Origin of the sequence: Edwardsiella ictaluri ATCC 33202, from assembly GCF_000264785.1 — a bacterium.
GTDB classification, from domain to species: domain Bacteria; phylum Pseudomonadota; class Gammaproteobacteria; order Enterobacterales; family Enterobacteriaceae; genus Edwardsiella; species Edwardsiella ictaluri.
This window is the reverse complement of the sequence record NZ_AFJI01000033.1, coordinates 21,928-43,434: the sequence shown is the minus strand read 5'-3', so window position 1 is coordinate 43,434 and position 21,507 is coordinate 21,928. Positions and strand designations below refer to the sequence as shown.

16 protein-coding genes and 1 pseudogene are annotated in these 21,507 nt (G+C 57.0%); 16 read left to right on the top strand and 1 reads right to left on the bottom strand.

From position 1 onward, the window contains the following. Window positions 1-315: pseudogene (locus EIEH_RS04245) on the bottom strand (transposase); the annotation flags it as partial. Window positions 316-686: 371 nt separating this feature from the next. Between EIEH_RS04245 and EIEH_RS19615 the strand changes: the two are divergent. The 16 genes from EIEH_RS19615 to EIEH_RS04165 all read left to right on the top strand — a co-directional run bounded on the left by EIEH_RS19615 (window position 687) and on the right by EIEH_RS04165 (window position 21,472). Next, window positions 687-1,244, top strand: a complete 558-nt coding sequence (locus EIEH_RS19615) for a hypothetical protein (protein WP_172468355.1) — start codon at window positions 687-689, stop codon at window positions 1,242-1,244. A 249-nt stretch (window positions 1,245-1,493) separates the two neighbouring features. Then, complete coding sequence (gene tssB / locus EIEH_RS04235; RefSeq protein ID WP_015872006.1) at window positions 1,494-2,006, top strand: type VI secretion system contractile sheath small subunit; 513 nt, start codon at window positions 1,494-1,496, stop codon at window positions 2,004-2,006. Then, complete coding sequence (gene tssC, locus EIEH_RS04230) at window positions 2,006-3,493, top strand: type VI secretion system contractile sheath large subunit (protein ID WP_015872007.1); 1,488 nt, start codon at window positions 2,006-2,008, stop codon at window positions 3,491-3,493. The genes tssB and tssC overlap by 1 nt, the downstream gene beginning before the upstream one ends. A 69-nt stretch (window positions 3,494-3,562) precedes the next feature. Next, the gene (locus EIEH_RS04225; protein ID WP_015872008.1) at window positions 3,563-4,054 is read left to right on the top strand and encodes an Hcp family type VI secretion system effector; all 492 of its coding nucleotides are present in this window, start codon (window positions 3,563-3,565) and stop codon (window positions 4,052-4,054) included. A gap of 129 nt (window positions 4,055-4,183) precedes the next feature. Next, window positions 4,184-5,395: a hypothetical protein gene (locus tag EIEH_RS04220; protein WP_015872009.1), complete on the top strand. Its 1,212-nt coding sequence runs from the start codon at window positions 4,184-4,186 to the stop codon at window positions 5,393-5,395. An 8-nt stretch (window positions 5,396-5,403) separates the two neighbouring features. Further along, window positions 5,404-5,880 (top strand): type VI secretion system baseplate subunit TssE, encoded by a 477-nt coding sequence (gene tssE / locus EIEH_RS04215; protein WP_015872010.1) that lies wholly within the window; start codon window positions 5,404-5,406, stop codon window positions 5,878-5,880. Between the two features lie 3 nt (window positions 5,881-5,883). Then, window positions 5,884-7,725 carry a type VI secretion system baseplate subunit TssF gene (gene tssF, locus EIEH_RS04210; RefSeq protein ID WP_015872011.1) on the top strand — a complete coding sequence of 614 codons (1,842 nt, stop codon included), beginning with the start codon at window positions 5,884-5,886 and terminating at the stop codon, window positions 7,723-7,725. After that, window positions 7,722-8,747, top strand: a complete 1,026-nt coding sequence (gene tssG / locus EIEH_RS04205; RefSeq protein WP_015872012.1) for a type VI secretion system baseplate subunit TssG — start codon at window positions 7,722-7,724, stop codon at window positions 8,745-8,747. The genes tssF and tssG overlap by 4 nt, the downstream gene beginning before the upstream one ends. A gap of 119 nt (window positions 8,748-8,866) precedes the next feature. Next, window positions 8,867-11,488 (top strand): type VI secretion system ATPase TssH, encoded by a 2,622-nt coding sequence (gene tssH / locus EIEH_RS04200; RefSeq protein ID WP_015872013.1) that lies wholly within the window; start codon window positions 8,867-8,869, stop codon window positions 11,486-11,488. Next, entirely contained in the window at window positions 11,479-13,464 is a 1,986-nt protein-coding gene (locus tag EIEH_RS04195) for a type VI secretion system Vgr family protein (RefSeq protein ID WP_015872014.1), read from the top strand. Before tssH ends, EIEH_RS04195 begins: the two co-directional genes overlap by 10 nt. Before the next feature lie 94 nt (window positions 13,465-13,558). After that, complete coding sequence (locus tag EIEH_RS04190) at window positions 13,559-13,861, top strand: PAAR domain-containing protein (protein ID WP_015872015.1); 303 nt, start codon at window positions 13,559-13,561, stop codon at window positions 13,859-13,861. A 13-nt stretch (window positions 13,862-13,874) separates the two neighbouring features. Further along, window positions 13,875-14,945: a type VI secretion system protein TssA gene (gene tssA, locus EIEH_RS04185; protein WP_015872016.1), complete on the top strand. Its 1,071-nt coding sequence runs from the start codon at window positions 13,875-13,877 to the stop codon at window positions 14,943-14,945. Next, the gene (gene tssJ, locus EIEH_RS04180; RefSeq protein ID WP_035608788.1) at window positions 14,932-15,561 is read left to right on the top strand and encodes a type VI secretion system lipoprotein TssJ; all 630 of its coding nucleotides are present in this window, start codon (window positions 14,932-14,934) and stop codon (window positions 15,559-15,561) included. Before tssA ends, tssJ begins: the two co-directional genes overlap by 14 nt. 96 nt (window positions 15,562-15,657) lie before the next feature. After that, window positions 15,658-17,046, top strand: coding sequence for a type VI secretion system baseplate subunit TssK (tssK, locus tag EIEH_RS04175; protein ID WP_015872018.1), 1,389 nt, complete (start codon window positions 15,658-15,660; stop codon window positions 17,044-17,046). Then, window positions 17,043-17,693, top strand: a complete 651-nt coding sequence (locus tag EIEH_RS04170) for a DotU family type IV/VI secretion system protein (protein ID WP_015872019.1) — start codon at window positions 17,043-17,045, stop codon at window positions 17,691-17,693. Before tssK ends, EIEH_RS04170 begins: the two co-directional genes overlap by 4 nt. Continuing rightward, window positions 17,690-21,472, top strand: a complete 3,783-nt coding sequence (locus tag EIEH_RS04165; protein ID WP_015872020.1) for a type VI secretion protein IcmF/TssM N-terminal domain-containing protein — start codon at window positions 17,690-17,692, stop codon at window positions 21,470-21,472. Before EIEH_RS04170 ends, EIEH_RS04165 begins: the two co-directional genes overlap by 4 nt. Window positions 21,473-21,507 lie beyond the last annotated feature (35 nt).

The window sequence follows — 21,507 nt, the reverse complement described above, 5'->3', positions numbered from 1 at the left end:
TCACAACCAGGGCCAGTCAATGCCGTCCAGATGTTCACTGGCCAGCAATCCGTTCTGCCAGAAGCGCTCGAAGACGCCTGCATCACGCCATTCCTGGAAGCGCCGGTGTGCAGAACTCGATGAACATATCCCGCTGGCATTCAGTGCGTTCCACTGGCATCCGGTTCTGAGGACGAAGAAGATGGCATCCACTGCGGCACGGTTATCAACGCGTTTCCGGTGTGTACCGAGTGGATGGCTGGTTTTGTGCTCAGAGATAAGCGGTGCCATTTTTTCCCAGAGTTCATCGCTGATCCGCCATTGGCTGCCTGTCATATTTTCGCCTTTAGACATTATCAGTTACGACATTCTGACAATCCCTTCAGGGATAGGTTCTAAGTCATCAGAAAATAAAAAATACGAGGCTTACAGGCCTCTATAGATAATCGGATAGGTCATATTTAGTTCCTATCCCAGTAGGCATATATTGTTGCACCCAGCTTGGACACGGACAGCGCACAACAACCGGAGCGTACACGCAGTACATGAGGTTTGTGAGCACAGACCAGGACCAAAATGGAAAATCAAATAGCCTAATGGGATAGACTCTTAGCATATAGATTATTGATATGTGTTTTTTGCAAAGATCTGTTAATTAGATCTTCTATAATAGCACGCTCAAATCTACTGAAAAAGGATAGCGCATTATGTCTATTTTGAACTCTGATCTAGACTGGAACCATGTCGGTAATATTTCTACCGGTCCAGGAACCACCGTCTGCGATGCATTTAAAATATCGTATGGTTTGCCAACTAAAGAGCTTCTTCCTGCAGGGACAGGATTATATAAATTCAATGGTTCGAATGCATTGTCAAGACGCCAAGTCACTGATGCTACCCTGCTGTCTCCCTGGTGGAGTCCCATCCAGCCCTTCCGGCATGATGGAGGCCTGCAGCAGCGTATGCTATTAGCTAAGCAAAACGGAGTATCAATGAGGGAATGGGGACGACTCACCTCCGTTATCAAAGAAAACTGGAACTCTCTCGACTGGTTGCTTGAAATAACCCTAAAGGTTCCCGTCTATGCCTGGTTCGGTGGATTTAAAGGAATGCCGCGTATTGATGCCGATTTTTCCTCTCGCCGAAATGCCGCCTTGGAAAAAAAAGGTAGGGGGTCAATGTTACCTGGCGGAGCCACACAGTTCTACATTCCGAACCTGACGGTCTGGCATATTAGTAGGTACAACTTTTCAGCATTGAAATAGCACTAATTACTTCAAAAATAATCCCCCTTTCGGGGGCTGTCCCCGGTTACAGTCATCCTCACCCAGACATTAGCGGCCTGCCATCTGCGCCGTTTTTACCCTAGGGAAAGTGTGGAATACGGGGGGATTATCGGATCGTCGATATTGAAATGAATATGTATTTTTTACAAAGATGGACAAATTCATTCACATATAATCCCCATCTATAACATTATACGGTGTTGTAAGAAATGTTACGGAGATGAATTCATGGCAAGTGAAAGCAAGCAGCATACTTTGGATCGGGTCCGCTCGCCAAGAGTGCAGATTACCTATGATGTTGAAATTGGCGATGCGCAGGAGATGAAGGAGCTGCCATTTGTCATGGGGGTTCTCGGTGACTATTCAGGGCAACCGGCGACCCCGCTTCCCAAGCTGAAAGAACGCAAATTCGTTTCGATTGATCGTGACAACTTCAACGATGTTATCAAAGGGATACATCCACATCTGTCATTCCGCACTGAAAATACCCTGGCAGGAGATGACAGCCAGCTGTCGGTGGAGCTGCATTTTCAAAGTATGGCGGATTTCACTCCTGAGCGAATAGCGGCACAGGTCGAACCACTACGCAAGCTGATGAATATCCGCAGCCGACTCTCCGATCTGAAAAACAAGATGTACAGCAACGAGCGCCTGGGTGAGGTATTGCAGGGCATCATTGAAGATACCGAAAAACTGCAAAATCTGGGTAAAGAGACCGGTTTTAGTGAGGAACAGCAATAATGAGCGAACAGAACTTGCCAGAAAGTGCCGCTGTCGAGAGCGCGGCTCCAGAGGACAGCCTGCTGGATAGCATCATTGCTGAAACCCGGATGGCACGCAGTGACCTGGAGAGAGAGCGGGCGCGGGACCTGTTGGGGGAATGGGTAAGTGAGGTTCTGTCGGGAACGGTGACAGTTTCCGGTGACGTACTGGCCAGTATTGAGGCACGTATTGCCCAGATCGATGCGCTGCTCTCCGCCCAGCTGTCCACCATTATGCATGAGCCGGCTTTCCAAAAGCTGGAAGGGTCATGGCGTGGACTGCATTACCTGGTACATCAAAGCGAAACCGGTACCGGCCTGAAAATCCGCATGCTGAATGTCAGCCGAAAAGATCTGATCCGCGACTTTAAGAGTGCCGCCGAGTTTGATCAGAGCGCCCTGTTCAAGAAAGTCTATGAGGAGGAGTACGGCACCTTTGGTGGTGCCCCCTTTGCAGCCATGATCGGGGATTATGAGTTCAGCAACCACCCGGAGGATCTGTTTCTGCTGGAGGAGATCTCACACGTTGCGGCGGCAGCCCATGCTCCCTTCCTCTCTGCCGCCAGCGCAGGAATGTTCGGACTGGATAGCCTGACAGAGCTGTCGATCCCCAGGGATCTGGCCAAAGGCTTTGATACGGTTGAGTATGCCAAGTGGAAATCGCTGCGCCAGTCGGAGGATGCCCGCTATATCGCCCTGGCCCTGCCCCACGTGCTTGGCCGACTGCCTTACGGTGCCGCGACGGTACCGGTAGAGGCATTCAATTTTGAGGAAGATGTCAACGGCAAGGAGCATGGCAAATATCTGTGGCTGAATGCGGCCTATGCGCTGGGTACCCGCCTGACTCAGGCCTATGCCAAATATGGCTGGTGCGCCGCCATCCGGGGAGTCGAAGGAGGTGGTCTGGTGGAGGGACTGCCGGCGCACACCTTTACTACCGATGATGGCGAAGTAGAGCTCAAGTGTCCCACCGAAGTGGCCATTACCGATCGCCGGGAGAAAGAGTTGGCCGACCTGGGATTTATCGCCCTGACCCACTGTAAGGGTACCGACTATGCCGCATTCTTTTCGACCCAGTCGGCACAAAAGCCCAAGGAATATGACAGTGACTCAGCTAATGCCAACGCCAGGATCGCCTGCCAGCTGCAATATATTATGGCCACCTCGCGCTTTGCCCATTATTTAAAATCGATGGTCCGCGACAAGCTCGGCAGCTTTATGAGCCGTAGCGAATGTGAATACTTTCTCAATCAGTGGATCAGTAATTATGTGGTCGGTTCAGATGATGCAGGCCAGGATATTAAGGCGAAATACCCATTACGGGAAGCCCGTATTGATGTCAGCGATATTCCAGGTAAACCGGGGTTCTATAAGGCAGTGGCCTATTTAAAACCCCATTTCCAGCTGGAGGGGCTGACCGCATCTTTACGTTTGGTCGCCGATCTGCCGCCACCGGCGCAAGGCTAACTATTTAGCCGAATTTATCTATCACATATATCTAAAACACAGTTTATCTTGTCACAAGAGAGGTCCGCTATGGCTTTTGATACCTATATCAAACTAGATAAGGTTGATGGGGAATCTACCGATGCTAAGCACAAAAAATGGATTGAAGTACTGGGCTTTGCATGGGGAGCAGGCAATGAGTGCTCAATGGAGAGCGGTACCCAGGGTCTGAATACCGGTAAGGCCACAATGTCGGTATTCCGTATAACCAAATGGATGGACTGCGCCAGTGTCAAGCTGGCCTCGGCCGCCGTTCAGGGCCAGAACTTTCCCTCGCTGGAAGTGGAGATTTGTACCCAGGCTGGCGATAAGTTCGCCTTCTGTATCTATAAATTTACTAATGTAGCCATCTCCAGCTATGACTGCTCCGGGGCCTCTGGCGGAAGCGACCGCCCGCAGGAAACCATTGATTTCGCCTATAAGGAAGTGACTTGGGAATATATTCCCCAGGATCAGAGCGGTAAGGCGGGCAGTAAAATTGGGCCCGAGGGCTGGAGTCTTATTACCAACCAGAAGAAGTAAAACCATCAAGCTGGGGGTCAGGTACAGGTGGCGTCGCAAATATGTCACCCTGTACCGTTCCCCTCTTTACACAGATAGGCGATACCCCTTCCGCTTTATACAGATAGGCTACATCGGCAGGAGCACATAATGAATATTGACGATCTCACTGATGATGACAAGCGGTGGCAACAACTGGGCCCAAAGCCAAAGCGGCAAGCCGGGTTTTACAGTGCGGCGGTGATGCCTATCGAGGTACTACGCATGGCGGATGTTGTCATCAGTCATGAGCTGAAGTTCGATTCAACATCCTTTGGCGCGCTGTTGAAGATGCTACAGGAATCGCTAGATGATGTGATGAAGCAAAAATCCACCTCATTGCTACGTCCGCCTCAGTGGCCTATCGATAGTCATCCTGCTGATGCGGGGGGACATAGTATCAACGTCCCGCAGATAATAGGCGACATCGGTACAGCGATCAACAGAGCCAACCAGGAGGCTTCACTGGCCAGCTATATCAAGTCGGCATCTGGGGCGTTACCGATAGACGCACGGGGCATCGCATCCTTTTCTGCATCAACGGTATCCAATGTGCTGGGTACCGTGGGGCTGATCAACACCGCCGGTTCTCTATTACCCAGACCGGCCAAAACGGCACTGACGGCGGTGAACAATATTGCGGAGGGGGTCTCTCCCTACGTTGCGCTGACCCAGCAGATTATCAATGCCACCCAGGGGAGTGTCTCCGCCGGTGGCAATGCGCTCCTGAGCACCGTTGGCCAGGCCGTGGGCGGCGGTGTCGGTACGGCGCTGTCGGCTGCCGCCACTCCGGTCGGGGTCATACTGAACCTGGCCGTGACCACGGCCAGCGTGGCCTCGACCATGGATGTTTATGGCACGCTGTGGGATCTGCGCCAGCATCTGTACCCCTGTACCTGCGGTCAGTGCGATGGACGGCTCAAGTTTATTATCGACCGCTATGATCAAATCAATATGGCCAAAGCGGTGGGCTTTGCCGCTGGCTTTATCATGGTGGGACTGCTCCCGATGATGGCGATGGGGATACGCAAGCTGCACCACCACAGGCAAGGCACCGCCTCCCACAAACACCAGATGTGTTTACAGATGATTCAGGCTGCCAGAAGCCGGGGAACCCAGATGAAAGGAACTCCCGGGGCGCCACCGCTGAACGGAAAGCCCTGTATGCCAGGCTTTCAGGTCACCACTCCGGGCTGCCCGACCGCCATCGCCACCATCGCACTGCTGATGGGAGAGCACGGAACCAAAGACGGGTATCTGAAAACGCTGGCAGTCATGCTGTCGACCGACGGCGTCGATAACCTAAAAAAGACAATCCCGTGAGTTGAGCCATGATCCTTCATCGTATCTTCCGCCCTTCCGTGCTGGATCGTTTGTTCGATGATTTCCCGCAGGAGGGAACAGAACGGACATCAGATCGCCGGTATGAACTGGCCCATTTTCGCTGGACCGTCAGACGGGATGTGGAAGATATTCTGAATTCGCGATCCGCGCTGGCACTGGATATAAGCCAGTGGCCTGAGCTGGAAAAATCCCCCCTGAATTACGGCCTGCCGGACTGCTCAAACCTGAGTGCCGCCAATGCCGAGGATCGGGAGTGGATCCGCCAGCATATCGAACGAGTGATTGACCTGTTTGAACCCCGGCTACGTCAGGTCCGGGTTCAAATCCATCTGGATGAGAAAACCGGCATCAGCCAGATGATATTCAGGATCGAGGCATTACTGGACGTGGAGCCCTCTCCAGAGCCGGTGGTATTTGATGCCGTTCTGGATGTTTCAACACAGCTGTACCGAATAGACAGGTGATGCATGGCCGAGTTATTGCCCTACTATAACCGGGAACTGGCGTTCCTCCGCCAGTTGGGACGTGAGTTCGCCTCCCAGTATCCCAAGGTAGCCGGCCGCCTTCTGCTGGAGGAGGGAGTATCGGAAGATCCTCATGTCGAGCGGCTGATCGAAGCCGTGGCATTTCTCTGCGCCCGCGTGCATCACAAGATAGATGAGCAGTTCCCCGAAATAACCAATGCGTTGCTGGGGATCCTCTATCCCCATTACCTGCGCCCGATTCCCTCCATATCTCTGGTCCAGTTTTCGGTCGATCCGGCACAGACCAACTTGTCAGGCCCGCTGCGGCTGCCACGACATACCAGCCTGCTATCCCGCCAGGTGGATGGCATGGCATGCCGGTTCCGGACCACCTACCCGGTGGAAATTTGGCCGGTGTCAGTCATCCATGCCTGCTTCTCCCCCGCGCGACAAACCAGCCTGTCAGTACAACAGCAGGGAAGCGCCGGTCTGATCTGTATTCAGCTGCAAGCCCATCCGGGACATCATCTGAATACCCTGGGAATGGATAGACTGCGTTTCTTTCTTCAGGGTGAGCCTGCCGTGGTGCACACCCTGTATGAGCTGCTGTTCAACAATGTGACCAAGGTGGTCCTGCGCTCCGGGGCGGAGGAGTGGACCCTGCCTGCCAGCATCATCTCACCGGTTGGATTCGACGAGGATGAGAACCTGTTTGACTACGATGCCCGCTCGTCCCAGGCCTACCGCCTACTGCACGAATACTTTGTTTTTCCTGACAAGTTCCTGTTTTTTGATATGACCGGGTTGCTGCAGGCAACTCCGCTGCCTGAGGCCTGCCAGGAGATCGATCTGTTGATCCATCTGTCAGAGTTCGAACGGGAGGGACGCCTGACCAAACTGACCGATACTATCGATGCCTCAACGTTCCGGCTGGGATGCAGCCCGGTGGTCAACCTGTTCCGGCAGCGGGCAGAGCCTTTGCAGATAACCCACCGTAAAACCGAGTACCAAATTATTCCCGATATACGCCGTCCCTGGGGCATGGAGGTCTATTCGGTCGATGCCGTCAGTAAACAGGTCAAGAATGATGGGCAAGAGAAGACGAAGCTCTACCGTCCCCTGTTCGGCCTGCATCACGCCAACGACAGTGAGCCACAGCGGGTATTCTGGATGGAAAATCGCCGTGGCGGGATCCGCGGGGATGACCCGGGCAAGGACGTCTATTTATCCCTGGTGGATTTGGATTTTGACCCCAATCAGTCATCATCGGAAACCCTGAGCATCGATGTGACCTGCACTAACCGAGAATTTCCCTCCCTGCTGCCCTTCGGCGGTGACCAAGGGGACTTCGAGGTAGACGGAGGCTCTCTCGTCACCCGGATCCACTGCCTGCGCAAGCCGACATCGACCCTGCGCCCTGCCCACGGCAGGGCAGCCATGTGGCGGCTGATCTCCCACCTGAACCTGAACCTGCTCTCCATCACCGGTGAAAACGAGGAGGCAACCGAGGCATTCAGGGAGCTGCTCGGACTGTATAACTTCAGCGACTCCCCCGCCCTGCGTCAGCAGATTGCCGGCATTGTCAGTATCAACAGCCAGCCGGCGACGGCGCGCCTGTGCAGCCGGAATCAGGCGGCGGTGGTTCGGGGCATCGAAATTACACTGGTGCTGGATGAGAGCCAATTTGAGGGAGCCGGGGTGTATCTGTTCAGTGCCGTGGTAGAGCGATTCGTCAGCCAGTATAGCGCCATCAACAGTTTTACCCGCCTGCATGTACGCACCCAGCAGCGGGAACAAGCGCTCAAGCGCTGGCCGCCGCGGGCGGGTAAGGCGGTGCTGTCATGAGCGCCCCCCAGAACCGACAGTCCGTGCTGGAGCAGCTGTATGCCCGGCCCTATGACTTCGATTTTTTTCAGGCCGTCAGGATACTGGAGCTGCAGCAGTTAAGGTGTGGCTGCCAGGAGCTTCCGCTGCGCTTCCGTACCCATCTCTCCCTGGCTACCCCGGCCAGCAGTATTTATGCGCTGCAGCCCCCCGTAGCAGATCAGCCGCAGGTCATGACCATCAACTTCATGGGACTGACCGGCCCCTCTGGGGCATTACCGACACGGTATACCGAGATGCTGCTGGAGCGACGCCTGCAGCATCGGGATCAGACCGCTCACCATTTTTTTGATCTGCTCAACCACCGTCTGATCACTCTGTTTTACCAGGCGTGGCGCAAACATCAGGCGACGGCTGATCTGGCCTGTGGCCTGCAGGCCGATTGGCGTCAGATGCTGCTCTCCCTGGCCGGTCTGGGCACGCCGGGACTACAAAACCGGCTGATAAAAGATGGTGTCAATGATGATGTCTTTGCCTATTACGCCGGGCGGTTCGGCGCACGCTCGCTCAGCGAGGAGGGACTGCGCACACTGCTGACAGAGTATTTTTCCGTACCGGTTGAGATCCAGCCCTTTCAGGGACAGTGGCTGAAGCTGGATGAGTCGGATGTCCTGGCTCTGGGGCGTCAGAACTGCACTCTGGGAGAGTGGCCGGTACTGGGCCGGCAGGTATGGGATGCCCAAAGCCAGTTTAGGATCCGCCTCGGGCCGATGAACTATAAGCAGTTTCAGGCATTTTTACCGGGGGGAAAGGACTTTCGGGCACTGACCAAGTTGGTCCGTTTTTCCATTGAAATCGCCGTAACGTTCGATATTCAGCTGGTACTGGACGCCCGTGAGGTACCGCCCTGCACACTGGGTGATAGCCAGGCCGGAGCGGCCCGCCCCGGATGGATTGGCTGGCTGGGAGAGCGCCCCTCCAGACTGGGCGATGCCGACGACGTGGTATTACAGGAGCCGAGGGACAGGCTGCACGCGCGATAAATCGGGTGCACAGGCAAGACGCCCGGCGCCCACCGCTTATTCAGGCTGAAAGCGACCTACCACGCGATGTGACTTACATTCATTAACGGGGAAACCTGTTTTTTCGGAGAGAGAGTTTGGTGAATACAGATTTGAAAGCCTTGACGGGGAAAATGAACCAGACCTGCCATCAAGCACTGGAGGCTGCAGCAGGCCTGTGTCTGTCACGAGGCCATCACGAGGTCGAGATCGAACACGTGCTGCTCAAGTTGCTGGAGACGGGCAACACGGATCTGGATCACCTGCTGCAGCACTATGGGATCGACGCCGGCCGTTTTCAGCGGGACGTGGAGCAGGCGCTGGATCGCCTGAAGGACGGATGCAGCCGACAGCCGGTACTCTCCCCCCATCTGCCACGACTGTTGTCTGATGCCTGGCTGGTGGCCTCCGTCAACTGTGGCGAGAGCCAGATCCGCAGCGGTCATCTGGTCATGGCCCTACTGGGTGACACGGTGCTGCTGCAGCTCGCCAGGGCGCTGTCGCCAGAGTGGGCTGCGTGGTCTGCGGCAGATCTGCTGCACAAGTGGCCCGCGCTGGTCGTCGGCAGCCGGGAGGCGACGGCGCGGCACGCGCCGGGAGTTCATGCGGGCGCCTCCCCCTCACCCGCTCTGGATCAATACACGGTAAACCTGACCGAGCGGGCCCACCAGCATCAGCTGGACCCGGTTCTCGGGCGGGATGGCGAGATTCGGCAGATGATCGATATTTTGCTGCGCCGCAGGCAGAACAACCCAATTCTTACCGGTGAGGCCGGCGTAGGGAAAACCGCCGTAGTGGAAGGGCTGGCCCTGCGCATTGCGGACGGAGAGGTTCCGGATAGCCTGCGCAATGTTGCCCTACGGATGCTGGATCTGGGCCTGCTCCAGGCGGGTGCCAGTGTCAAAGGGGAGTTTGAACGTCGTCTCAAAGCGGTCATCGACGAGGTGAAGGCCTGCAGTGAACCGGTCATTTTGTTCATCGATGAAGCCCATACGCTGATCGGGGCAGGAGGTGCAGCAGGTCAGAATGATGCCGCCAATCTGCTGAAGCCGGTACTGGCCCGGGGAGAGCTGCGCACCATTGCCGCCACCACCTGGAGTGAATACAAAAAGTATTTCGAGAAAGATCCTGCTCTGGCGCGGCGCTTCCAGGCCATCAAAGTGGAGGAGCCCAGCGAGGAGATCGCCATGGTGATGCTGCGTGGCATGCTGAGTAAAATGCGCCAGCACCACCAGGTACGGATTCTGGATGAGGCGGTAACGGCCGCCGTCAGGCTGTCACACCGTTATTTGACCGGCAGACAGCTGCCGGATAAAGCGGTCAGCGTACTGGATACCGCCTGCGCCCGGATTGCGCTCGGGCAGCGTACCCTGCCAGCCCCCGTCGAGGATGCATGCCGCCATCTGGCGCACCTCCAGACCGAAATTGCGCTGCTGGAGCAGGAGCAGGCCGGTGGCCTCGACCATGGTAGCCGGCTAATGACACTACAGGAGCAGGCCCGGGTCGCCCAAGACCATTATCAGACTCTGGAGCAGCGCTGGATCGAGGAGTGTGAGCAGGTCGCCATCATCCAGGCGCTGCAGGTGCAGTTGGAGCAGGAGGATTGTCCGGACCGCAGTGAGATGCTGGCCCGACGGGAGCAGGCCGTTCTGGCGCTCGAGCAGATGCAGGGCCGGGAGCCGCTGGTGCAGACCTGTGTGGATGAGTCCGCCATTGCGGCGGTGATCTCGGCATGGACGGGGATCCCGCTGGGTAAAATGGTGCAGGATGAGCTGGAGATGGTCCGCCAGCTACAGACACGGCTGGCAGAACGGGTCATCGGACAGCCCTATGCCCTGGATACCATCGCCCGGGGTATTCGCCTGTCCCGTGCGGGACTGGAGGATCCGGACAAGCCCATCGGCGTCTTTCTGCTGGTCGGCTCCAGCGGCGTGGGAAAAACCGAGACCGCGCTGGCGCTGGCCGAAACCCTGTATGGCGGTGAGCGTAACCTGATCACCATCAACCTGTCGGAGTTTCAGGAGGCCCATACCGTTTCGACGCTGCGGGGCTCACCGCCGGGCTATGTCGGCTATGGTGAAGGCGGTGTGCTGACAGAGGCAGTACGCCGTAAGCCCTACAGCGTGGTCTTGCTGGATGAAGTAGAGAAAGCCCACCCGGATGTACTGGAGGTATTTTTTCAGGTGTTTGACAAAGGGGTCATGGATGATGCCGAGGGGCGGGAGATCAACTTCCGCAATACCGTTATCCTGCTGACCTCCAACGTCGGCAGCGATACCCTGATGGCCTACTGTCAGGACGGTATGGCACAGCCCGAACCGGAGCAGCTGTGTGAGGTGCTGCGGGATGACCTGACCCAGGCCTTCAAGCCTGCCTTTCTCGGACGCCTGCAGGTGGTACCCTACTACCCGGTACGGGGTACGGTGCTGAAACAGATTATCCACCTCAAGCTGGATAAGATTGCCCGACGCTTTCAGCGCAATCATCAGGCCACTCTCCATTACGATGAGTCCCTGGTGGATGGCATTGCCAAACGCTGTACCCAGCCGGACAGCGGCGCCCGCCTGATCGATAATATTCTGTCGGCCCAGCTGTTATCCGGTATGGCGGACGCGGTGCTGGCACAGATGGCCGCCGGCGAGCCGGTATCCGATATCACCATCGCGATGGATGAGCACGGCCGACTGACAGGATCGCTAGAGGGGAGTGAAGGATGGAATTAACGTCGGATAACCGGCTATTGTCCTTATCCACCCCGTTGGGCAAGAATACCTTACAGGTGGTGCAGTGCCGTGGTGAAGAGTCGGTCTCCGACCTCTACCGCTTCGAGCTGGAGCTGTTCTCCACGGAGCCCACCCTGGAATGGCAAAAGCTGGTCGGGCAGGCCGCCGCGCTGCGGCTGGCCTTACCGGATGGCCAGACCCGCTACTGGCATGGCGTGATCGGCCAGGCCTCATACCGGGGTGCCGAGCAACACGGATATGCCTATTATGCCGAGCTGGTACCGCACCTGGCCTGGCTGCAGCACGCGCAGGAGTGTCAGATCTTCCAAGAGAAGACGGTTCCGCAGATTATTGAAACCGTACTTAAGGCTCGGGGCATCAGCGATTTTCGTCTATCCCTGTCGCAACACTACGCCCCCCGGGAATATTGCGTACAGTATCGCGAATCGGACCTCAGCTTTATTAGCCGGCTGATGGAAGAAGAGGGAATCTTCTACTGGTTCGATCACAGCGAAAGCCACCATGTGATGGTATTGGCCGACAGCAACGCCGCGGTTCAGCCCTGCAAGACGCACTCAGATATTGTCTACCGGCCAAAGCATATGAGTGAGTCCGGCGATGATATTCAGTTGTGGATGCCCTCTCTCTCGGTCGTGCCGGCCAACGTCTTCCTAAACACCTATACCTTTGAACAGCCTACCGCCAGTTTGCTGACATCCACTGCCTCGGTGGCCAGACAGGGCAAATTGAGTGACGTGGCGGTCTATGATTTTACGGACGGCTATACGCAGACCCGGGAGGGCGAACGGCGAGCCAAGCTGAGAATGGAGGGACTGGAGGCGATGCAGGCCCGGATAGAGGGCGGCGGACGCTGCCGCACGCTGGCCCCGGGCTATTGGTTCAGCCTGCAAAAACATTTCCGCAAAGACTGTAACGATGACTATCTGCTGTTAAGCGTACGACACGAGATCGTCAATAACCTGCCGTGGCAGAACCAAGAGGTGAACTACCAGAACCACTTCGTCTGCCTGCCTAAATCCCTGCCCTACCGCCCCCTGAGCCAGGCTCCCCGTCCGGTGATCCATGGCGTACAGACGGCTGTGGTCACCGGCCCGCAGGGTGAAGAGATCCACACCGATCTATATGGCCGGGTTAAGGTCCATTTTCACTGGGATCGACTGGGAAAGCAGGATGATAAAAGCTCCTGCTGGATTCGGGTGGCGCAAGGCTGGGCTGGGCTGGGCTGGGGGGGGATGCAGCTACCCCGGGTGGGACAGGAGGTGATTGTGGACTTTATCGATGGCAATCCGGACGCGCCCCTGATTACCGGCCGGGTCTATAACGCCAACCAGACGCCCCCCTTCAAGTTGCCTGACAATAAGACCCAAAGCGGCATTCAGACCCGCAGCACGCCCAATGGCAATGCGGAGCACTTCAGCCTGCTGCGCTTCGAGGACAAGATGGGCGCGGAAGAGGTGTTCATGCAGTCGGCGCGGGATTTTCGCCGTCTGGTGAAGCACGATGACGAGCTTACGGTAGAGCATGACCGCCGGGTGACCATCAAGAATGACTGCTCTGAGACGGTCTCCGAGGGGAACTACCTGCAGAGTATTACCAAGGGAAAGCATACCCGGATGATCGAGGGCGATACCTTAACGGAGGTCAAGTCAGGCAACAGCACGTTACAGGTAGACAGGGGGGATCACGCCACCAGAGTCTCGGCAGGCAGCCTTCATCTGGAGGCCGGAACCTCGATAACCCTGAGCGTAGGCAGCAACCGTATCGTCATTGACAGCAGCGGCGTACTCATCGAGGGCATGGATATCACGGTGAAGGGTAAACAGTCCATTGATGCCTCCGGCCTGAGCGTAGCAATAAAGGGAACCCAATCGGCCAGCCTGAGCAGTTCGGCAGAGGTGGAGGTCTCCTCCTCCGTGATGACCTCCATCAAAGGCGGCATTGTCAAGATCAACTGATTTTCTGTATCTGCCCCCCGGAGAGCCTCCCCTTTTCCGTTCAGGCTCTGCGGTATGGTATTGGTATTTATACAACTGAATGAGGAGTCTATCCATGGGACAACCTGCCGCACGTTTGACGGATATGCATGTCTGCCCGATGCAGACCCCGGGCGTCCCCCCGGTACCGCACGTCGGCGGGCCAGTCATCGGCCCCGGCGTTCCCACGGTACTGATCGGTGGACTGCCGGCGGCGGTACTGGGTGACATGCTGACCTGTGTTGGTCCTCCCGACACCATTGTCAAGGGCAGTGCCACAGTGCTGATCGGTGGCAAGCCCGCCGCCCGCATGGGGGACAGCACAGCTCACGGCGGCACCATCACGCTGGGTTGCCCCACCGTGTTGATTGGCGGTTAAGGGAGAGTGTTATATGAATATCTTGGATATGGCGCGTTTACTGGCTCCCATCAGTGAGCACCATCCGGCGGGAGAGGATATCAGCTTCGACCCACTATACGACCAGATTCGGGAAGCCCGCCGGGCCGACGCTGACTACCTGGGACAGGGAGAGTGGGTCAGCTCACTCAAACAGTCAAACTGGGCCGAGGTGATCCGCCTGGCCAGCGAGGCGCTGGAGACACGCAGCAAAGATCTGCAGCTGGCAGTGTGGCTGTGCGAGGCTCTGGTGCAACGGCATGGATTGCCAGGACTGCAGGAAGGGCTGCTCTTACTGGATAACCTGCTGGAGCACTATTGGGCGGAAATGTATCCGGAGCTGACTGAGGGGGAGCTGGAAGGCCGGGTGAGCCGTCTGGAGTGGCTCAACCAGGTCTTACCCCCGGTGCTGGGCTTACTCCCCCTGACGGCAGCACAGGACAGACGGGCATATGGCTGGCTGGACTGGCAGGCCTCCCGGGAGGTCGATAACCTGAAGCGGCTGAACAATGAAGCGGCTCAGACAGCCTTAGGCGAAGGAAAAACGGATCCGGACGCGTGGGATCTCGCTGTCAGTCATACGCCAGGCACCTTTTATCTGACGTTACAGAGCGATCTTCAACAAGCCATCAGTGCATTCCAGGGATTATCCCAGCGGCTCGATCCGCTATTTGGACGGGATGTCCCGCGGATAAGCAATGTGGCTGAGCGGCTGGAGCAGATGCTCCGGCTGGTGACGCGTCTGGTGGAGGGAAAAGGGATGACGGTTACCAACGGCACCGGGGAGAACCCGCTGACACCGGCAGGCACGGAGGCGATCCCCGTGGTCACTACATCCTCCCCCGGCGTGGCCGGCGCACCCAGAACCCGCGAGGAGGCCATTCAGCAACTCAACGGTATTGCCACGTTTTTCAGGGAGACAGAGCCGCACAGCCCCGTCTCCTACATTGTGGATAAAGCTGTCCGCTGGGGCAATATGAGACTGGATGAATGGATCCGGGAGGTCGTGGATGACAACGGTACCCGGCGGATGCTCAAGGGTGTATTGGGTTATGATGAAGAATAAGACGATCTGGGGAGTCATCGGCTGCCTGCTGCTCAGTCTGACCGGCTGCTCATCCGATCCGGCAAAGCAGCAGGCACGCCGCAATACGCAGTGGCTGTATGGCAGCCAGGCCGTTTTGGTTAATGTACAAACGGCCCCGGACCTGAACAGCTACGACGGCGAGTCGCACAGCCTGGTACTAGCGGTGGTTCAGGCCCGTTCACCTGACGCCTTTTATCAGTTAATCCAAACATCCGAACTCGTCGGCCAGGTCTTGCAGGGCGGACGTCCCCCTGACGGAATTTTGCAGGTAAGCCGCTATGCGCTGGAGCCCGGCCACGATTTCCGCCTGGTCCTGGATCGCCTGCAGGAGGCACACCAGGTGGGGCTCATCGCCGCTTTCTACGGTCTACCGGTGGCGCAGACCTCCCGCCTGTTTGATATCCCGGTAAAAGTGACCCGCTCGGGGATACTGTTCCCGGACTGGAAAGCCGCCCCCTCCCCTATGGCGTTGAACCTGAAACTGGGTAACAGCGGGATAAGCGAGGCGGTAATGAATCCGGTGGATAGCATCCCCTCGGCCAGCGCACCGACAGCATCGACGCCAATCCGGCTGAGCGATATCAGTGGACAATAGGCTCAGGCCGACGGATCGCCTGTTATAAATAACAGATGACACATGCAGTTAGAGAAAAACTGCGCCGACTCTCCATACTTGCCTTTAGGGTGATAGATGAAAATTCACAAACCAATTTATTGGCATCAGGGCATGTTTTTACAGCCGCAGCATTTTCAGCTGGCAGACCTGCATACTCAGTTTCAGATCAAGCCATTCCTGAATTCCGGACTGCAAGATTTTTGGGGAGTGGGAGCGCTGACCATTTCAGAGTCAGCCCTGGGTAACCAGCTGCTTAATATCCTGTCGGCTGAGCTGATCTTCCAGGATCAAAGCTATGTCATATGGCCGGGTAACACCATCCTTAAGCCACGATCCTTCGCCTCTGCCTGGCTGGATCAGAGCCGACCGTTCAATGTCTACCTGGGGCTAAAAAAGCAGGACACAATAGAGTCCAATGTGGCCGTCGTGCCACAGCTTGAGGATGGCGCAGACCGGAATGTCCGTTGCGTGACGACCCAACAGGGAAACAAGCACGCTGATTTATATTCGGATGGGCCCGAAGCCGAGATCCAGAGCCTGCACTACGTACTGCAGGTGCTGTGGGAAAATGAGGTTGAACAGCTGACGGATTACAATATCCTGCCAATCGCCCGGTTGGAGCGTAAGGGAGAGCTGATTCAGCAGTCCAGACACTTCATTCCGCCGTGTTACATCATGGGTGGCTCCGAGCCCCTGATGCGGGTGGTACGGGATGTACGGGACGATCTGGCAGGACGCGCCCGCCAGCTGGAGGCCTATAAAAGTCCGCGCGAAATCCGCAAGGCGGAGTTTGATGCCAGCTTTCTGATGTTTCTGCTGGCCCTGCGCACCCTCAACCGCTATGTACCGCTGCTGTATCAGCTGACCGAATCACCGTTGGTCCATCCGCGCAAAGTCTACGACGTACTGCGGCAGATCGTCGGCGAGCTGTCCACCTTCAGCGAGAACTGCGACATGCTGGGATCCACGGATGAAAACAGCCCGGGGCTCCCACCCTACCGCCATCAGGATCTCGCTCCGGGTCTCTTAACGGTACGCGATCTGATTATTCGGCTATTGAATGAAATATCGATCGGACCTGATTTCCTGATCACCCTTGAGCCAAGCGGAGAGTATCTGACGGCACAGCTACCCAATAGTCTGCTGGAGGAGCGTAACCGTTTCTACCTGATCGTCCGCAGCGACATGGCACCGGATACCCTGCAGGACTCGTTCCGGGCCAGGGCCAGACTGGCCGAGGCCAGCGCAATGCCCTTACTGATCCAGCGAGCCTTACCGGGGATCACGCTGACGCCGCTATCGTCAGTTCCCGAGGGCTTGCCCCGGCGATCCTGCTCATTTTATTTCAAGATCGACTCCCAGAGTGAAGCCTGGCGGCAGGCCGCCCAGAGTTGCCATATTGCATTCAGCTGGTTCGATGCCCCAGATGACGTCAAAGTAGAATTGGTAGGAGTGAACCGGTGAGTTTATCGGAAGCATTTATTCAGCCCATGCTCTATGTGCGGCAATTTCTACAGGCGCCCGAAGGGGATGCATCATTATTTCGTGAACGGCTGCGATCATACCTGCACCTCAGCCGGAGCCGGGCCCAGGAGGGAGGGGAAACCCCGGCCACGATCGATTCCGCTATGTATGCCGTGGTGGCCTGGATAGATGAGACGATCATGTGTTCGGACTGGGACGGCGTTGCAACATGGCGCCGTGAGCCACTGCAGGCCAGTTACTTCAACACCGTCTGCGCCGGAGTTGACTTTTTCGACAGGCTGTCCGCACTGAGCCCCGAAGCCGACGACGTCAGAGAAGTCTATCTGCTGTGTCTGGCTCTGGGATTTGAGGGGCGCCATACCGGCAGCATGGGTCAGGCCACGCTGGAACAGATCAGGATGCACCAACTGAAGACCCTGCACGGCGAGATATGGGAGGAGTCACAGCGTCTATTTCCGGAGGCCTATCCGATACCCTCAGTCAAACCGCCGCAGCAAAAGCGATTGCTGACCAACAGCCGTTTTACCACCATCGTGGTGCCGCTGGTCATATTGGTCGCACTGTATGGAATTCTGAACTGGGTATTATATGAGTATGCGGATGTCGCGCTGGAGTTGCTGCCATGAAACGTATCTTCAAATGGATAGCGATTGCACTGATTCTGATCATGCTGGCGATGCTGTGCTGGCTGCTCACGTTTTGGCAACGCTGGCCTGCCGCTGCCGCATGGGTACTGTTTCTCGCCATTCTGGCCGGCGCCCTGCTGACACGCTATATCTGGCGTAAGGTACGGGCATGGCGTACCCGCAGCCTGGAGGCGGAGCCGGTTAAAAAAAACAGCGCCACGGAACGCCATCCCGTAACGCTACAGCGCCAGTGGAGAGCGGCCACAACCCTGTTGAGGCACTCCCAGCTGCGCCGTTTCCGCCACCCGCTGCAAGTCCTACCCTGGTTTATGATGCTGGGCCGTCCAGGCTCAGGTAAATCGGCGCTGCTGACACAGTCAGGCCTGGCCGCACCGTTGGATTTGCCCCATGAGATGCATGACGGTAAGGCGCCTGTCGGCTGGTGGTATTTCGACAAGGCCGTCATCCTGGATATCTCCGGCCAGTTTGTACAGCCGGAGGCATCGCAGGATACCCGTACGACCTGGAACAGAATGCTGGATCTGCTGGGGCGCGATCGCGCCCAGGCCGGCTTGAGTGGGCTGGTGCTCACGGTGTCGGCCCAGACCCTGCTGTCAGCGAATGGTGAAGACCTGATCGATGAGGGGCGGCTAATCCGAACCCGGATAGAGCAACTGATCCGTCTGTTCGACAGACGCTTCCCCGTCTACGTACTGGTAACCCAAATTGACAGCCTGTACGGCATGGAGGCCTGGTCCCACCTGCTGCCCCAAGAGGTACAGGAACAGGCCATGGGTCACATTGTGGACGAACCGGAGATCGGTCACGATGTCCGTGATGTGATCGATATCGTATTGAGCAAGGTAAATAGCCGACTGAAAACCATGCAGCTGGCGATGATACTGCGGCACCCGGATGCCGATCCGGCCCTATTGATGTTCCCTACCGAGCTGGCCAGACTGGCCGAGCCTCTCAAGCGCTATGTCCAGCATGCCCTGGGAGACAGCCCCTATCTGGAGTCACCCATACTGCGTGGCGCCTTTTTCACCAGTGCGGTTCAGGAGGGGAACACCCGCAGCGGGTCCCGGGATCAGCAGGAGATTGCGCTGCAAGAGGCGGCACATGATACCGTCAAACAAGGGATCTTTGTCCGGGATCTGTTCAACCGCGTTCTGCCGGCAGACCGTGACCTGAGCCGCCCTGTTGCCGTGACCAGTCCCTGGCGGCGTCTGAACCGTCATCTGGGCCTGTTTGCCTGGTGGCTGTGTGTAGCCGCAGCCCTTGGGTATCTCGGCGTATCGGCCGTATACTGGCAGCGTACGCTGGATGATCTGCGCCAGCGCTATCCGGAGACCATGATCATGAATAACACCCTGCCCCACGATATGCGGATTATGATTGCACAGCGGGATGCGATTTATTGGCTGGAAAAGAGAAACGCGCAGTGGGCCAGCCGGGTACTGGCATTCCAGCATCAGCTTCAATATGTTGAAGCTGATGCAAAATCACAGTATGTAAATGATTTTAGCAAATATATATTGCCCAGCCTGGATAAAGCCATTCGCCAGAGTACCACGGAGGAAAACATCACATCCCATCCGGACGGACTGGTGAATGCCTTTCAGATCGAAGCCCGCCGCGCGAACCTACTACGGGCGAGGCTGCGGGGCTCCAGCTATGGAGCGTTGATGGCCATGCCCCCCATACCGACCCCGTCCCTACAGTTACTCTATCCGACCCTGGATTCGAATACGGTATCCCGTTTCAATGACCTGTTCCTGTCCCAACTTGCCTGGTCATCGGATCTCCAGCTGCAAAATTCCCGTCTGCTGCACCTGCAAGACAGGCTCCGACAGCTGGCGGCACAAAGTGCCACCCTGGACTGGGTCATTCCATGGGCAAACGCCCAGCCTGATTTGGCAAGCGTAACCCTGACCGACTTCTGGCAGGGCTCACTGCGGCCGAATAAACTGCCGGAGGTCGCTGCGGCCTATACCCTGAATGGAGAGCGGCGTATCCACTCATTCCTGAGTGAGATACGCAACAGCATGCCGAACGACTCCGCCTTCGACAAAAAGCTGACCGTATTCAGGCAGGAATATGCGCAGAAACGATTGCAGGCCTGGCAGGATTTCGTCGGCCAGTTTTCTCAGGGAGAGCAGATCCTGGCCGGTCAGGGCGAGTGGCAGAGTACCATTGGCAGACTGCCCCATGATGACAACCCGTATCTGCGCCTTGCCCGCCGTCTGTTGAGCGAATTCGCCGACATGCCGGATGACTTGCGCCCGGGCTGGCTCCGTGTGCTCCCGCAGTGGCTGGAGGTACGCCAGCGCGCCCACCAGCAGGCCATCGTCAGGGTTCCCGGGCTGGTCAGTGATATGGGCAGCATGATCCTGCGCGGGGCGGCGCAGAAGGGGGGACTGGATCAGCCCCGCAGCCAGCTCGTCAGCCGACTCGATGCCATTCGCCTGTATCAGGAGTATCAGGCGGCCATAACCCAGGCAATGAACAGCGTCGTCACCAGTCAGGCTCAGGCCACCAAAGTGGCGGCGGACTTCCATGGCTTTGACAGCCAGCAGAACGGACAGTCCCCATTGCAGACGGCCTATGCACGCCTGATAAGTCTACGCAGCCTGCTGGGACACAATCGGCCGGACGAACAGCTCACCTGGGGGCTGATGGCTGGCTCCTTACAGCTGGTTATACGCTATGCCGATCAGCAAGCCTCCTGTTTCCTGCAGAACGCGTGGCAGGACAACGTCATCGCACCATCGCGCTGGACCCTTAATCAGGCCGATCGGGCGGATAAGCTGTATGGTGAGAATGGAGTGATCTGGACCTTTTTGTCCGGTCCAATTAAGCCGTTTATCCAGCGTAACGATTCGGGCTGGCAGGTGGTGGATACCCTGGGACAATCAGTCCCCTTTACCGCAGACTTCCTGCCGTTTATCAATCAGGCCCTGATTCGCCAGGTTGATCTGAAAGCTGGAAAAATCGAACAGCATCAGAAACAGCAGCTGGCCACCCTGGCCCAGCAGCAGCAGAAGCAACAGTGGCAAACCCTTGCCGCAGAGTCTGCCGAAAAACTGGCCGAACTGAACACCACCGCCAATACCCTGAAAGCGAATAGCTATCCCGTCTCCCTGATGGGACTGCCCACGGACGTCAACAGCGATGCCAGGGCCAAGGTCGTAGGAACCCTGTTGACCATGCAGTGCTCCAATGCCACGCTCCGGCTAAACAACCTTAACTTTGCCGTAATGCAAAGTATACAGTGGTCACAGCATCAGTGCGGCCAGGTGACGCTGCAGATCAGGCTCCCTGCCTTTACGCTGACGCGCAGCTATCCCGGGCCTAGGGGCTTTGTCAACTTCTTACGGGATTTCCCGGGCGGAGCACGCCGTTTTACCCCGGCGGACTTCCCCGCTGACAAAAACCGGATGGCAGCGGTCGGGATAACCCATATTACGGTACGCTACCGTATCTCTGGGCAGGAGACCCTGTTGCAAGACGCCGCTCAGCTGATACAGACAGAAAGTGATATTCAGTCAGCCCAGAGTCGCCAGCAGCAGGCACAGCAAGCCCTGATCACATTGAATCAGCCGACCGCACCGGAGATCCCTCCGGCTGTGGATCAGCTGCCGGTGCTGAATGTGATGGGTGTACCGGAGCGCATCGGACAGTGCTGGCGGGGGGATGTTCGCCTTGCCAGAGAAAACGGCAGCATTGGTCAGTTAATGAGTGAGTTGGTCGCCAAACAGTTAACCGACAAGCCCTAATGCCGCCTGCGGGGGACCTGTTTCCGGGATGGCAG

Excerpts from the sequence above, each read along its gene's own strand:
- EIEH_RS19615 (WP_172468355.1), top strand. The coding sequence starts at position 687 with ATGTCTATTTTGAACTCTGATCTAGACTGGAACCATGTCGGTAATATT.
- tssB (WP_015872006.1), top strand. The coding sequence starts at position 1,494 with ATGGCAAGTGAAAGCAAGCAGCATACTTTGGATCGGGTCCGCTCGCCA.
- tssC (WP_015872007.1), top strand. The coding sequence starts at position 2,006 with ATGAGCGAACAGAACTTGCCAGAAAGTGCCGCTGTCGAGAGCGCGGCT.
- EIEH_RS04225 (WP_015872008.1), top strand. The coding sequence starts at position 3,563 with ATGGCTTTTGATACCTATATCAAACTAGATAAGGTTGATGGGGAATCT.
- EIEH_RS04220 (WP_015872009.1), top strand. The coding sequence starts at position 4,184 with ATGAATATTGACGATCTCACTGATGATGACAAGCGGTGGCAACAACTG.
- tssE (WP_015872010.1), top strand. The coding sequence starts at position 5,404 with ATGATCCTTCATCGTATCTTCCGCCCTTCCGTGCTGGATCGTTTGTTC.
- tssF (WP_015872011.1), top strand. The coding sequence starts at position 5,884 with ATGGCCGAGTTATTGCCCTACTATAACCGGGAACTGGCGTTCCTCCGC.
- tssG (WP_015872012.1), top strand. The coding sequence starts at position 7,722 with ATGAGCGCCCCCCAGAACCGACAGTCCGTGCTGGAGCAGCTGTATGCC.
- EIEH_RS04195 (WP_015872014.1), top strand. The coding sequence starts at position 11,479 with ATGGAATTAACGTCGGATAACCGGCTATTGTCCTTATCCACCCCGTTG.
- EIEH_RS04190 (WP_015872015.1), top strand. The coding sequence starts at position 13,559 with ATGGGACAACCTGCCGCACGTTTGACGGATATGCATGTCTGCCCGATG.
- tssA (WP_015872016.1), top strand. The coding sequence starts at position 13,875 with ATGAATATCTTGGATATGGCGCGTTTACTGGCTCCCATCAGTGAGCAC.
- tssJ (WP_035608788.1), top strand. The coding sequence starts at position 14,932 with ATGATGAAGAATAAGACGATCTGGGGAGTCATCGGCTGCCTGCTGCTC.
- tssK (WP_015872018.1), top strand. The coding sequence starts at position 15,658 with ATGAAAATTCACAAACCAATTTATTGGCATCAGGGCATGTTTTTACAG.
- EIEH_RS04165 (WP_015872020.1), top strand. The coding sequence starts at position 17,690 with ATGAAACGTATCTTCAAATGGATAGCGATTGCACTGATTCTGATCATG.